Below are 14,777 nucleotides of genomic sequence, written 5' to 3' on the forward strand. Positions count from 1 at the left end.
CTTGATGGGGTAAGGCTCCCAGTAGACGACTGGGTTGATAGGCCGGATCTGGAAGCACGGTAACGTGTGGAGGTGACCGGTACTAATAGGCCGAGGGCTTGTCCTCAGTTGCTCGCGTCCACTGTGTTGGTTCTGAAACCACGAACAGCCGTTTTCCGGTTGTGTGTTTCGTAGTGTTTCGGTGGTCATAGCGTGAGGGAAACGCCCGGTTACATTCCGAACCCGGAAGCTAAGCCTTACAGCGCCGATGGTACTGCAGGGGGGACCCTGTGGGAGAGTAGGACACCGCCGAACAATCATTCAAAAGGGTTGGACTCTGAACTTCGGTTCGGGGTCCGACCCTTTTTTGTTTGTCGTAACGTGACGTTCACGTTGCGCGCTCAGCATCCAGCACATGGGTACTGCTGCCATGCTCAGGGCCGCCGGTGTCGGAGTCGGTGACGAGGTCGTCGTGCCGGCCTTCGGGAACGTCGAGGTCACCGAGGCCGTGACCCTCGCCGGCGCGCTCCCGGTGTTCGCCGACATAGACCCGGTGACGTACTGCCTGGAGGCCTCCGCCGTCGAAGCGGCCGTAACCTCCCGTACCGCGGCGGTCGTTGTCGTACACCGCTTCGGGCGGCGGGCGGACATGGCGCGGCTGCACGGCACAGGGCAGCGGCACGGGCTCCTGGTGCTGGAGCAGGCCGAGTCCGAGGTGCCGTACGACGAGATAGCCCAACGGCGGCAGCGGGCCGCCTACCTCGATGCCAAGCTGCGCGGTGTGCGCACCCCGGACGGCGGTGACGGGCACACCTTCCAGCAGTACGTCGTGCGCGTGCCCGGGAACGGCCGGCCGGACCGGGACGCCTTCGCACGAGCCGTACGGGCCAGGGGAGTCGAGTGCCGCGTGCCGGTGAAGACGCCCGTGCACCGGCTGCCCGAGTTCCGCCGGTGCGTGTCCCTGCCGGAGACCGAGCGGGCCGCCGAAGAGACGCTGGCACTGCCCGTGGACGCCGCGTTGACGAAACGGGACATGCAGCGGATCGTCTCCGCGTGCAATGTGCTCGGCGGACTGCTTCAGCCCGCCTTCTGACCGCGCGCAGAACGAGTTTGGGAGCACGGCTTCGTTCAGGGTATGCTCTGATCCGTTGCCGCGAGGGAAACCTCAAAAAGGTGACAGGCCCCTATAGCTCAGTCGGTAGAGCGTCTCCATGGTAAGGAGAAGGTCAACGGTTCGATTCCGTTTGGGGGCTCCGACAAGAAAGGGCCTCACCCGGTCGGGTGGGGCCCTTTCTCATGCCTGGATTCTTCCGGATTCTTCCCCGGTTCTTCAGTCCTTCTGCAGTTCCGGGACGCGCATGGCCAGGATGGCCATGTCGTCGGACGGCGCGTCGGACGCGAAACGTTCGACCGCGCGCATGATGCGGGCCGCGACCGCGCCGGCCGTCAGGCCCGTGCAGGTGGTGAGGACGTCCGCGAGGCCGTCGTCGCCCAGCATGCGGGTGCCCTCCCGGCGTTCGGTGACACCGTCCGTGACACAGAGGAGCACGTCGCCCGGGTCGAGGGTGACCGTTTCCTCGTACAACTCCAGGTCCTCGATGACACCGAGGAGCGGCTGGGGCTCGGCCGCCGCCTCCACTGTGCCGTCCTGGCGCAGCCGGAGGGGGAGCGGGTGACCGGCGCACACCACCTTCAACTCCGCGCTGCCGTCCGCCCGCGGGCGCATCTCGCCGTACAGGAGAGTCAGGAACCGGCTGCGGGCGCCCTCGTCGAGAATGGCCGAGTTCAGACGTTCCAGGACCGCGGGGCCGCTGAGGCCCTCGCGGGCCAGCAGACGCAGCGCGTGCCGGGCCAGGCCGGTCACCGCCGCCGCGTTGGGGCCCGTGCCGCAGACGTCGCCGATGGCGAAGCCGTAGGCGCCGTCGCTGATCGGGAAGACGTCGTAGAAGTCGCCGCCGACCTCGTTGCCCTCGCCGGCCGCACGGTAGATGACCTCGACCTCGACGCCCTCGATGTGCGGGGTGCCCGGGGGCAGGAGACTGCGCTGGAGGGCCTGGCTGATGGCCGTGCGCTCCGAGTACAGCCGGGCGTTGTCCAGGGCCAGGGCGGCCCGCCGGGACAAGTCCTCGGCCAGTTCCAGGATTTCCTGGCGGAAGTGTTCGTCGGTCGGCTTGCCCAGGGTCAGCATGCCGATGACGCGGTTGCGGGCGACGAGCGGCAGGACCACGGTCTCGCCGCCGACCGCAGAGGCCGTGGCGAGCGTCGGGCCGATACCGGCGGAGATCTGGTGAGGCGGCCCGCCGGTCAGGCCGAGGCTGCGCATGGAGGTGCGCAGTGCCGCCTGGTGGGCCACCTCGGCGGGGGCCGTCCAGACCCGGGCGCCCGGGGTGGGCACCGGGTCCGGCGGCGAGATCTTCGACAGCAACGACTTGATGCCGTCGATGAGTTCCTCGTCCTCGTGCAGGACGTACGAGAGGTACGGGTCCGACGCCTGGTCGGCGATCGTGTAGACGGCGCACCAGGTGGCCAGGGTGGGCACCGTCATCTGGGCCATCAGGGCGAGCGTCTGGTCCCGGTCCAGGGTGCCGGCGAGCAGGTCCGAGGCCTCGACGAGGAAGCTCAGCGAGCCGCGGCGCAGCCGCTCCAGCTCGCCCAGGCGGGCCGACTCCACGGCCAGGGCGATGCGGTCGGCGGCGAACTGCAGGCGCAGCGCCTCCTCGTTGGAGTACCGGCCGGGCGCCTCGGCGGCGACGCCCAGGGAGCCCGTGAGGCGGCCCTCCACCTTGAGCGGGACCGTGACCACCGAGCGCATGCCGGTGCCGCCCAGCAGGGGTACGGCGCCCGGCACGGCCGTGAGGTCCTCGTGGACGGCGGGCATGCGGGCCGAGCCGTACCGGCCGGGGCCCGCGTCGACGGGCACGCGTGCGAAGCGCTGCCGGGCCGAGGGCAGGCCGGTGGAGGCGCGGACCTCCAACTCCGTCTCGTCGTCGGTCGCGAGGAGCAGGAAGGCGGAGTCGCTGTCGAGCATGTCGCGGGCGCGTTCCACGGTGCGCTGGAGGAGGCCGTCGAGGTCGTCCGGGGCGGGGGAGCCGATGAAGACCTCGAAGGGGTCGGCGCTCTGGCCGTCGGAGACCTGGGAAGTGTCGGAGGCCGGGACGCGCAACGGCGTCTGCAGCACGGCGCGTTCATGGTCCCGCACCAGCAGGCAGACGGTGGAGGGCTCGCCGCCGGTGTCGCGTACCCGCAGGTGCGAGGCGTACACCGGGGTGACCCGGCCGTCGGCGCCGCGGATGCCGTAGCTGCCCTCCCAGCGCGACAGGCGCAGCGCCTCCACGATGCCGGTGCTGGTGCCGGGCGTGTGCGGCCAGGCCGCGAGGTCGGTCAGGGGCTTGCCGGTGACCTGGTCGGCGGTGTAGCCGAAGAGGTCATCCGCGTCCTCGTTCCAGGACGTGATGGCGCCCTCGCGGTCGATCTGGACGACCGCCACGCGGACCCGGCCGTCGGCGAGCGGGAGGAGGTCGGCGGGCAGCGCAGGGCCGGCCGCGCGGGTGCCGACCGGGCGCTCGGGCAGGTCGAGTTGGAACCAGACCTTCTTGTGCGTCGACGTGTACTCGACGCCCCAGCGGGCGGCCAGGGCCGCGCACAGCTGAAGTCCGCGGCCGCCCTCGCGGTCCGGGCTGCCCATGTTGACCGCGGCGCTCTGCACGGGCACCTCGCGCTCCGGGTAGCGGTCGGCGACCTCGATCCGTACGCCGTCCTCGGTGCGCAGGCACAGCACGTCGGCGTGGGTGCCCGCGTGTACCACCGCGTTGGTGACGAGTTCGCTGGTGAGGACGACGGCGTCATCGACGACGTCGGCGAAGCCCCACCCCTGGAGGGTGTCGCGGACGAAGGACCGGGCGGTCGCGACGGACCGTCCGACGGGCTCGAAGCTGGCGGCCGCGCGCGCGGTGATCACAGAACTCCTCGGCCGGTTGTCGACGGGCAGGGCTGCATGGCCGACCCGCTCGCGCCGCTGCTGCGGCATCCGCGTGCCCTTCGGCCGGTCCGGGGGCTGTCCCCCGGGGATCAGTCCGGTGGTCATGGTTGTGCGGCCGCCCCTCCGATGCCCGCTCGTGCTCGTGCCACCGCCCAGGCCGGACGGACCGGTGCGGCTGGACAGCCGCATGCAAGGTTACTTACCTTCACCGTCCGGACGGATGCCGGTCGCCGGTCTTTACGCCCCCAGGGTGTGCGGACGATGTGCGAAGCTGCCGAACTGTTATGGCCTGGTTCGGCAGGGGTGAAACACTGGGCAAGCATGTTGTGAAGGTCCGGATGCGCTGAGTGTGTTCTGTGCACGGGGGGCAGCAGCTCTTGGTGTGGCCGGATCGCATCTGAAAGAAAATACGCAGCAGTAACCGGCACGCCGGAGTAACCGGTACGCCGGTCGGCAGTATCCGAGCACAGCAGTGACGGTCGACCCCTGCGGGAGGGACACAGTGGAGTCTGGCGCGGCGACGCGGGCCACGAAGACGCGCGCGAAAGGCGGACGCTCCCTGGGAAAGCAGGGCGGCACCACCACGGTGGACACCGCTGCCCTGAATCGGCTGCTGGCGGCGCTCGTCGCGATGCGCGACGGGAACTTCCGGAAGCGGCTCACGGTGTCCGGCGACGGCGTGATGTCCGAGATCGCCGCGGTCTTCAACGAGGTGGCCGACCGCAACCTGCATCTGACGGGTGAGCTGTCGAGGGTGCGGCGCGTGGTGGGCCGCGAGGGGAAGCTCACGGAGCGGCTGGAGGCAGGGGCCAGCGAGGGTTCCTGGGCCGCCGCCATCGACGCCTCCAACGCGCTCGTCGACGACCTCGTACGGCCCGTCTCCGAGGTCGGCCGGGTGCTGACCGCGGTGGCCGAGGGCGATCTGTCGCCGCGCATGGAACTGCGCACGCACGCGCCGGACGGCACCGGGCACCCGCTGCGCGGCGAGTTCCTGCGGGTCGGGCGGACCGTCAACAATCTGGTCGATCAGCTGTCCACCTTCACCGACGAGGTCACGCGCGTGGCCAGCGAGGTGGGCACCGAGGGCAAGCTGGGCGGGCAGGCCCGGGTGCGTGGCATGTCCGGTTCGTGGAAGGACCTGACGGAGTCCGTCAACACGATGGCCAACCGGCTCACCGCGCAGGTCCGGGACATCGCCCTGGTGACCACCGCGGTCGCGCGCGGTGATCTGTCGCGGAAGGTCACCGTCCACGTGGCCGGCGAGATGCTGGAGCTGAAGAACACCGTCAACACGATGGTGGAGCAGTTGTCCGCGTTCTCGTCCGAGGTGACGCGGGTCGCCCGCGAGGTCGGCACCGAGGGCATCCTGGGCGGCCAGGCGCAGGTGCCCGGGGTGGCCGGCGTATGGAAGGAACTGACCGACTCGGTCAACACCATGGCGGGCAACCTCACCGCCCAGGTGCGCGGAATCTCACAGGTCACCACCGCGGTCGCCAACGGTGACCTGTCGCAGAAGGTGACCGTCCCGGCGCGCGGCGAGGTCGCGCAGCTCGCCGAGACGATCAACCAGATGACCGAGACGCTGCGGATCTTCGCCGACGAGGTCACGCGCGTGGCCAACGAGGTCGGCGCCGAGGGGCGGCTCGGCGGGCAGGCGAACGTGCCGGGCGCCGCGGGGACCTGGAAGGACCTCACGGACTCGGTGAACACGGTGTTCCGGAACCTGACCACCCAGGTGCGGGACATCGCCGCCGTGACGACGGCGGTGGCGAGCGGCGATCTGTCGCAGACGGTCACCGTGGACGTGGCCGGCGAGATGCTGGAGCTGAAGAACACCGTCAACGGCATGGTGGACCAGCTCTCCGCGTTCGGCGCCGAGGTCACGCGGGTGGCGCGGGAGGTCGGGGTCGAGGGCGAGCTGGGCGGCCAGGCGCAGGTGCCGGGCGCGGCGGGCACCTGGAAGGACCTGACGGACTCGGTGAACACCGCGTTCCGGAACCTCACCGGTCAGGTCCGCAACATCGCCCAGGTGACGACGGCGGTGGCCAACGGCGATCTGTCGCAGAAGGTCACGGTCGACGTCTCCGGCGAGATGCTCCAGCTGAAGAACACCGTGAACACGATGGTGGACCAGCTGTCGAGCTTCGCCGACCAGGTGACCCGGATGGCCCGGGACGTGGGCACGGAGGGCCGTCTGGGCGGTCAGGCCCAGGTGGACGGCGTCTCGGGCACCTGGAAGGAGCTGACGGACTCCGTCAACTTCATGGCGGGCAATCTGACCTCCCAGGTGCGGCAGATCGCCCAGGTGACGACGGCGGTGGCGCGGGGCGACCTGTCCCAGAAGATCGACGTCGACGCGCGCGGGGAGATCCTGGAGCTGAAGAACACCATCAACACGATGGTCGACCAGCTCTCCGGCTTCGCCGACCAGGTGACCAAGGTGGCCCGCGAGGTGGGCACCGAGGGGCGGCTCGGCGGGCAGGCGCAGGTGCCGGGCGTGGCGGGCGTGTGGCGCGACCTGACCGACTCCGTGAACGGCATGGCAGGCAACCTCACCGCCCAGGTCCGCAACATCGCCCAGGTGGCCACGGCGGTGGCGCGGGGCGACCTGTCCCAGAAGATCACCGTGGACGCGCGCGGCGAGATCCAGGAGCTGAAGAACACCCTGAACACGATGGTCGACCAGCTGTCGTCGTTCGCCGAAGAGGTCACGCGCGTCGCGCGCGAGGTGGGCACCGAGGGCATGCTGGGCGGTCAGGCGGAGGTCCAGGGGGTCGCGGGCACCTGGAAGGACCTCACGCAGTCCGTGAACTTCATGGCGAACAACCTGACCATCCAGGTCCGCAACATCGCCGAGGTCACCACCGCGGTCGCCAAGGGCGATCTGTCGAAGAAGATCACCGTTGATGCGAAGGGCGAGATCCTCGAACTCGTCACCACGGTCAACACCATGGTCGACCAGCTGTCGTCCTTCGCCGAGCAGGTGACCCGCGTGGCCCGCGAGGTGGGCACCGAGGGGATCCTCGGCGGTCAGGCGCACGTGCCGGGTGTCACGGGCATCTGGAAGGACCTCAGCAACAACGTGAACCTGATGGCCAACAACCTGACCATGCAGGTGCGCAACATCTCCCAGGTCTCGGCGGCCGTCGCCAACGGCGACCTGACGCGCCAGGTGACGATCGAGGCGCGCGGCGAGGTGGCGCAGCTCGCCGACACCATCAACACCATGGTCAAGACGCTGAGTTCGTTCGCCGACCAGGTCACCAAGGTGGCCCGCGAGGTGGGCACGGACGGCATCCTCGGCGGTCAGGCGCACGTCCCGGGCGTGGCCGGCACCTGGAAGGACCTCACCGAGTCGGTGAACCAGATGGCGTCCAACCTGACCGGTCAGGTGCGCAACATCGCCATGGTCACGACGGCCATCGCCAAGGGCGACCTGACGAAGAAGATCGACATCGACGCCCGGGGCGAGATCCTCGAACTCAAGACGACGATCAACACCATGGTCGACCAGCTGTCGAGCTTCGCCGAGGAGGTCACCCGGGTCGCCCGCGAGGTGGGCACGGAGGGCCAGCTCGGCGGGCAGGCACGCGTGCGTGACGTGGACGGGACCTGGCGCGACCTGACCGAGTCGGTGAACGAGATGGCCGGGAACCTGACCCGGCAGGTGCGCGCCATCGCGCGCGTGGCGACCGCGGTGACCCGGGGCGACCTGAACCTGAAGATCGACGTCGACGCGTCCGGCGAGATCCAGGAGCTGCAGGACTACACCAACAAGATGATCGCCAACCTGCGCGACACCACGATCGCCAACAAGGAGCAGGACTGGCTCAAGGGCAATCTCGCGCGCATCTCCGCGCTGATGCAGGGCCGCCGCGACCTGGCGGACGTCGCCTCGCTGATCATGAGTGAGCTGACGCCGGTGGTCTCCGCGCAGCACGGCGCGTTCTTCCTGGCGATGCCGCTGGTCGACGGCAAGGACATGAACGCCGAGCACGAGGACGCGTACGAGCTGCGCATGCTCGGTTCGTACGGCTACTCGATGGGCTCCATGCCGACGTCGTTCCGCCCCGGTGAGGCGCTGATCGGGACGGCCGCCAAGGAGCGGCGCACGATCCTGGTGGAGAACGCGCCCAGCGGCTATCTGAGGATCTCCTCGGGGCTCGGCGAGGCGCCGCCCGCGCAGGTGATCGTGCTGCCGGTGCTGTTCGAGAGCACGGTGCTCGGTGTCATCGAACTGGCGTCCTTCACGCCGTTCACGCAGATCCAGAAGGACTTCCTCAACCAGATCGCCGAGATGATCGCGACCAGCGTCAACACCATCTCCGTGAACACCAAGACCGAGGTGCTGCTGAAGCAGTCGCAGGAGCTGACCGAGCAACTGCGGGAACGTTCTGCCGAGTTGGAGAACCGGCAGAAGGCGCTCCAGGCGTCCAACGCGGAGCTGGAGGAGAAGGCCGAGCTGCTCGCCCAGCAGAACCGGGACATCGAGGTCAAGAACACCGAGATCGAGGAGGCGCGGCAGGTCCTGGAGGAGCGCGCCGAGCAGCTCGCGGTCTCCATGCGCTACAAGAGCGAGTTCCTGGCCAACATGTCGCACGAGCTGCGCACCCCGCTCAACTCGCTGCTGATCCTCGCCAAGCTGCTCGCCGACAACGCCGACTCCAACCTCACCCCGAAGCAGGTCGAGTTCGCCGAGACGATCCACGGGGCCGGCTCCGACCTGCTCCAGCTGATCAACGACATCCTGGACCTGTCGAAGGTCGAGGCGGGCAAGATGGACGTCTCGCCGACGCGTATCGCCCTCGTCCAGCTGGTGGACTACGTGGAGGCCACCTTCCGGCCGCTGACCGCGGAGAAGGGGCTCGACCTGTCCGTACGGGTCTCCCCGGAGCTGCCGGCCACGCTCCACACGGACGAGCAGCGCCTCCTGCAGGTGCTGCGGAACCTGCTGTCGAACGCGGTGAAGTTCACCGACTCCGGATCGGTCGAGCTGGTGATCAGGCCGGCCGGCGCGGATGTCCCGGTGGGCGTCCGGGAGCAGCTGCTGGAGGCCGGTTCGCTCACCGACCCGGACGCGGAGCTGATCGCGTTCTCGGTGACCGACACCGGGATCGGCATCGCGGCCAGCAAGATGCGGGTGATCTTCGAGGCGTTCAAACAGGCGGACGGCACGACCAGCCGCAAGTACGGCGGCACGGGCCTCGGACTGTCGATCTCGCGGGAGATCGCGCAGTTGCTCGGCGGTGAGATCCACGCGCAGAGCGAACCGGGGCGTGGCTCGACGTTCACGCTGTATTTGCCGTTGCATCCGAGCGAACTGCCGCCGCAGGGTTACCAGCAGTCGGCGCCCGCGCCGGTGGCGGGTGAACTGGTCGCCGCCAAGCAGCCGCTGTCCGCGCTGGCCGGCGTGGAGATCGAGACGCCGGCCGAGGTGAAGTCGTACCAGGAGACGCAGAACGGTGCCGCGGCCCTCTTCCGGCGCCGGCGCAAGGGCGCTCCGGAGGTCGAACAGGGGCCCGAGCAGTGGACGGCCGCGGAGCCGGCCACGCAGTCGCGCCGCGGGGTGCGGTTCGGCGGTGAGAAGGTGCTGATCGTCGACGACGACATCCGCAATGTCTTCGCCCTCACCAGCGTTCTGGAGCAGCACGGTCTGTCCGTGCTGTACGCCGAGAACGGCCGCGAGGGCGTCGAGGTCCTGGAGCAGCACGACGACGTGGCGGTCGTCCTGATGGACATCATGATGCCCGAGATGGACGGGTACGCGACGACGACCGCGATCCGCCGGATGCCCCAGTTCGCCGGGCTGCCGATCATCGCACTGACCGCGAAGGCGATGAAGGGCGACCGGGAGAAGGCGATCGAGTCGGGGGCGTCCGACTATGTGACGAAGCCGGTCGATCCGGACCATCTGTTGGCGGTGATGCGGCAGTGGATGCACGGGGAGGCCGTGTGACGGTGCGGGTTTCGGGGAACCTTCCGGTTCCCCGCCACGTTTTTGCTATGTGCACAGTGACATCGCGGTGACAGGGTGTGGTGACGGGCGGGGTGCGGCTACCATGACCGGCACAAGGACGGGCGGCGCAAGGGAGTCGTCCCCTGGGGCGGCGCCCGGTGTACCGCCGGGGCGAGGAGGGCGGGCCATGGTGCAGAAGGCCAAGATCCTCCTGGTCGATGACCGGCCGGAGAATCTGCTGGCGCTGGAGGCCATCCTCTCTGCGCTCGATCAGACACTGGTGCGGGCATCGTCCGGGGAGGAAGCGCTCAAAGCACTGCTCACGGACGACTTCGCGGTCATTCTGCTGGATGTCCAGATGCCGGGCATGGACGGTTTCGAGACCGCCGCGCACATCAAGCGGCGGGAGCGGACCCGGGACATCCCGATCATCTTCCTCACCGCGATCAACCACGGCCCGCACCACACCTTCCGGGGGTACGCCGCGGGCGCGGTCGACTACATCTCCAAGCCCTTCGACCCGTGGGTGCTGCGCGCGAAGGTCTCGGTGTTCGTCGAGCTGTACATGAAGAACTGCCAGCTGCGGGAGCAGGCGGCGCTGCTGCGGCTCCAGTTGGAGGGCGGCGGCAAGGGCGCGGTCGGCCCCGGCAAGGAGTCCGCGGGGCTGCTCGCCGAGCTGTCGGCGCGGCTCGCGGCCGTCGAGGAGCAGGCCGAGGCGCTGTCCAAGCAGCTGGACGACGAGTCCGCGGACGCGGCGGCGGTGGCCACGGCCGCCCATCTCGAACGCAAACTCACGGGGTTGCGCCGGGCACTGGACGCGCTGGAGCCCGGCACCGGCAGCGGTGCCTCGCCGCTGCCGGCGCCGAACTGACGTGCGTCCGGTCCGCAGTTGCCCATGAGCGTGCGTCAGTTCCGTGCTCCGGCAAGGGCGACACGAACGGGTGAAGCGCTCGGCACACGTGTCCACTGTCGTCTCTCCCGGTAATCTCACATCCATGGCCTCACGTCCCTCCGCAGCCAAGAAGCAGCCCGCCAAGAAGGCGGCTGCTCCCGCGAAGGCTGCGGCGAAGAAGGCCCCTGCGAAGAAAGCCCCTGCCAAGAAGGCCGCGGCGAAGAAACCGGCGCCCAAGCCGGCGCCCAGCCCCACCGGGGGCGTCTACCGGCTCGTGCGTGCGCTCTGGCTGGGGCTCGCGCACGCCGTCGGCGCGGTCTTCCGCGGGATAGGGCAGGGCGCGAAGAACCTCGACCCGGCGCACCGCAAGGACGGCGTCGCGCTGCTGCTGTTCGGCATCGCGCTGATCGTCGCCGCCGGGACCTGGGCGGATCTGCGTGGCCCGGTCGGTGACCTCGTCGAGATCCTGGTGACCGGCGCCTTCGGCCGGCTCGATCTGCTCGTGCCGATACTGCTCGCGGTGATCGCCGTGCGCTTCGTGCGCCATCCCGAGCAGCAGGACGCCAACGGCCGCATCGTGATCGGGCTGTCCGCGCTGGTCATCGGCGTGCTCGGACAGGTCCACATCGCGTGCGGCTCGCCCGCCCGCAGCGACGGGATGCAGGCCATAAGGGATGCCGGCGGTCTCATCGGCTGGGCGGCGGCCACTCCGCTGTCGTACACCATGACCGACGTACTGGCCGTGCCGCTGCTCGTGCTGCTCACGGTCTTCGGGCTGCTCGTCGTCACGGCCACCCCGGTCAACGCCGTCCCGCAGCGGCTGCGGACGCTCGGGGTACGGCTCGGCGTGCTGCACGACCCGGAGGGCGACCGGTCCACCGAGGACGACGAGCGCTACGACGAACAGTGGCGCGAGGCCCTGCCCGCGCGCCCCCGCAGGCGCCAAGGCGCCTCCCCGGTGTACGACGCAGACGCGGCCGAGCAGGAGGCGCTCTCCAAGCGCCGTGGCCGCCCCAGGCGCTCCGCGGTGCCGCAGCCCACGATGGACCGGCGGCCGGACGCCGTGGACATCGCCGCGGCGGCCGCCGCCGACCTCGACGGCGCGGTGCTGCACGGCATGCCGCCCTCGCCGCTGGTCGCCGACCTCACCCAGGGCGTGAGCGTGGGCGACCGTGAGGAGACCACGCCGACGCCGGTCCCGAGCCCGGTCCCGGCCGCGCGTCCCAAGCAGGAGAAGCTGCGGGCCGACGCGGTCGTGCCCGACCTGACCAAGTCGGCCCCCGAGGAGCTCCGCGACCTTCCCCCGCGCGCGGAACAGCTCCAGCTGTCCGGCGACATCACCTACTCCCTGCCCTCGCTCGACCTGCTGGAGCGCGGTGGCCCGGGCAAGGCGCGCAGCGCGGCCAACGACGCGGTCGTCGCCTCGCTCACCAACGTCTTCACCGAGTTCAAGGTCGACGCGGCCGTCACCGGCTTCACGCGCGGGCCGACGGTCACCCGCTACGAGGTCGAGCTGGGCCCCGCCGTCAAGGTCGAGCGGATCACCGCGCTCACCAAGAACATCGCGTACGCCGTCGCCAGCCCCGACGTGCGGATCATCAGCCCCATCCCCGGCAAGTCCGCGGTCGGCATCGAGATCCCGAACACCGACCGGGAGATGGTCAACGTCGGTGACGTGCTGCGTCTCGCTGCGGCCGCCGAGGACGACCACCCGATGCTGGTCGCGCTCGGCAAGGACGTCGAGGGCGGCTATGTGATGGCGAACATCGCCAAGATGCCGCACGTCCTCGTCGCGGGCGCCACCGGCTCCGGCAAGTCGTCCTGCATCAACTGCCTGATCACGTCGATCATGATGCGCGCGTCCCCCGAGGACGTGCGCATGGTCCTGGTCGACCCCAAGCGCGTCGAGCTGACCGCCTACGAGGGCATCCCGCACCTGATCACGCCGATCATCACCAACCCCAAGCGGGCGGCCGAGGCGCTCCAGTGGGTGGTCCGCGAGATGGACCTGCGCTACGACGACCTGGCCGCCTACGGCTACCGGCACATCGACGACTTCAACGAGGCCGTCCGGGACGGCAAGGTGAAGCCGCCGGAGGGCAGCGAGCGGGAACTCCACCCGTACCCGTACCTGCTGGTCATCGTCGACGAGCTGGCCGACCTGATGATGGTCGCGCCGCGCGACGTGGAGGACTCGATCGTGCGCATCACGCAGCTCGCGCGCGCGGCCGGCATCCACCTGGTGCTCGCTACCCAGCGCCCGTCGGTCGACGTGGTCACCGGTCTGATCAAGGCCAACGTGCCCTCGCGGCTCGCGTTCGCCACCTCCTCGCTCGCCGACTCGCGGGTCATCCTCGACCAGCCCGGCGCCGAGAAGCTGATCGGCAAGGGCGACGGGCTGTTCCTGCCGATGGGCGCCAACAAGCCGACCCGTATGCAGGGTGCGTTCGTGACCGAGGAGGAGGTCGCGGCCGTCGTCCGGCATTGCAAGGAGCAGATGACGCCCGTCTTCCGGGACGACGTCACCGTCGGCACCAAGCAGAAGAAGGAGATCGACGAGGACATCGGCGACGACCTCGACCTGCTGTGCCAGGCGGCCGAACTGGTCGTCTCCACCCAGTTCGGATCGACGTCGATGCTGCAGCGCAAGCTGCGTGTCGGGTTCGCCAAGGCGGGCCGGCTCATGGACCTCATGGAGTCCCGCGGCGTCGTCGGACCCAGCGAGGGATCCAAGGCCCGTGACGTTCTGGTGAAACCCGACGAACTCGACGGCGTGCTCGCCGTGATACGTGGGGAGTCTGAAGGGTAGGGAAGGACCGCTCGGCGGTCGTACCGAGTCGGGTCGGGCAGCACCGTGATCCACCCGTTAGCGGCCGGCGAGCAACCGTTTCCCTTGGACATACGTCAAGTTGAGCGAGTGGGCAGGCGCGGATCCCGGACCGGGTCCGGACCTGGCCCGTCATCGGGATGACCGGCCATTCCGATGGCGTACAAAGTCGTACCGCCCGGTTGCCCCACCCTTTCGCACCCCCCCTAGACTGAACTTCCAGCACAGGTGGCTACACGCTCGAAAGGCGCCCCCGTGTCCATCGGCAACTACCCCGAAGACGAGCGTCCGTTCCACGACGTGTCCGAGGAATCCCGAGTCCCCGTCGGCCGAGCCCTCCAGCAGGCGCGCATCGCGGCCGGGCTGACCGTCGACGACGTCAGCAGCGCCACTCGCGTCCGCATCGCCATCGTGCACGCCATCGAGGCGGACGACTTCGCCTCGTGCGGCGGAGACGTGTACGCCCGCGGGCACATCCGGACCCTGGCCAGGGCCGTACACCTCGACCCCGCCCCGCTCGTCGCGCAGTACGACGCCGAGCACGGCGGGCGGCCCGCGCCCACCCCGACCGCCCCGCTGTTCGAGGCGGAACGTATCCGCCCCGAGCGGCGCGGACCCAACTGGACCGCGGCCATGGTCGCCGCGATCGTCGCCGTGATCGGCTTCGTCGGCTTCACCGCGGTCAAGGGCGGCGACAGCGGGAACGACGCCAAGGCGCAGGTCGCCGAGGGCGCCACGCCCGCGACCAGCAAGTCCGCCGCGCCGAAGCCCACCGACACCAAGCCCGCCGACCGGACGCCCGCGCCCTCCGACAGCGCCATCGCGGCCGCCCCGCAGGACAAGGTGACCGTCCAGGTGAGCGCCGTCGACGGACGCAGCTGGATCTCGGCCAAGGACCACAACGGCCGGATGCTGTTCGACGGGCTGCTGGAGAAGGGCGATTCCAAGACCTTCCAGGACGGCTCGAAGATCAACCTCATCCTCGGTGACGCCGGGGCGATCCAGCTCTACGTCAACGGCAAGAAGATCCAGGACGACTTCCAGCCGGGCGCCGTGGAGCGCCTCACGTACACCAAGGGCGATCCCGAGGTCGGCTAGGCGGCCACCGGGAGCGCACCGGCGACGGGGTCGGCCGTGATCGCCA

The 14,777-nt window shown here is 69.7% G+C and carries 6 protein-coding genes, 1 tRNA gene and 2 rRNA genes; 8 read left to right on the forward strand and 1 reads right to left on the reverse strand.

Annotated features, from left to right (window positions below):
* The 4 genes from CTZ28_RS27305 to CTZ28_RS27320 form a co-directional block, all read left to right on the forward strand.
* Positions 1-106 (forward strand): 23S ribosomal RNA (locus CTZ28_RS27305); the annotation flags it as partial.
* Positions 107-177: 71 nt separating this feature from the next.
* A 5S ribosomal RNA gene (gene rrf / locus CTZ28_RS27310) occupies positions 178-294 on the forward strand.
* Positions 295-409: 115 nt separating this feature from the next.
* Entirely contained in the window at positions 410-1,072 is a 663-nt protein-coding gene (locus CTZ28_RS27315) for a DegT/DnrJ/EryC1/StrS family aminotransferase (RefSeq protein ID WP_121892373.1), read from the forward strand.
* 87 nt (positions 1,073-1,159) lie between these two features.
* Positions 1,160-1,232, forward strand: a tRNA-Thr gene (locus tag CTZ28_RS27320).
* Between the two features lie 77 nt (positions 1,233-1,309).
* Here CTZ28_RS27320 and CTZ28_RS27325 read toward each other — a convergent pair.
* Complete coding sequence (locus tag CTZ28_RS27325; protein ID WP_121892374.1) at positions 1,310-4,063, reverse strand: SpoIIE family protein phosphatase; 2,754 nt, start codon at positions 4,061-4,063, stop codon at positions 1,310-1,312.
* Positions 4,064-4,460: 397 nt separating this feature from the next.
* Here CTZ28_RS27325 and CTZ28_RS27335 point away from each other — a divergent pair, with 397 nt between their 5' ends.
* The 4 genes from CTZ28_RS27335 (at position 4,461) to CTZ28_RS27350 (ending at position 14,731) form a co-directional block, all read left to right on the forward strand.
* Positions 4,461-9,914: a HAMP domain-containing protein gene (locus tag CTZ28_RS27335; protein WP_121892375.1), complete on the forward strand. Its 5,454-nt coding sequence runs from the start codon at positions 4,461-4,463 to the stop codon at positions 9,912-9,914.
* Between the two features lie 187 nt (positions 9,915-10,101).
* A complete protein-coding gene (locus tag CTZ28_RS27340; RefSeq protein ID WP_121892376.1) occupies positions 10,102-10,785 on the forward strand; it encodes a response regulator in 684 nt (227 codons plus the stop codon).
* 124 nt (positions 10,786-10,909) lie between these two features.
* Positions 10,910-13,615: a DNA translocase FtsK gene (locus tag CTZ28_RS27345; RefSeq protein ID WP_183154611.1), complete on the forward strand. Its 2,706-nt coding sequence runs from the start codon at positions 10,910-10,912 to the stop codon at positions 13,613-13,615.
* 273 nt (positions 13,616-13,888) lie between these two features.
* Positions 13,889-14,731 carry a helix-turn-helix domain-containing protein gene (locus CTZ28_RS27350; RefSeq protein WP_121892377.1) on the forward strand — a complete coding sequence of 281 codons (843 nt, stop codon included), beginning with the start codon at positions 13,889-13,891 and terminating at the stop codon, positions 14,729-14,731.
* Positions 14,732-14,777 lie beyond the last annotated feature (46 nt).

This window comes from Streptomyces shenzhenensis (assembly GCF_003688995.1).
Taxonomy (GTDB): domain Bacteria; phylum Actinomycetota; class Actinomycetes; order Streptomycetales; family Streptomycetaceae; genus Streptomyces; species Streptomyces shenzhenensis_A.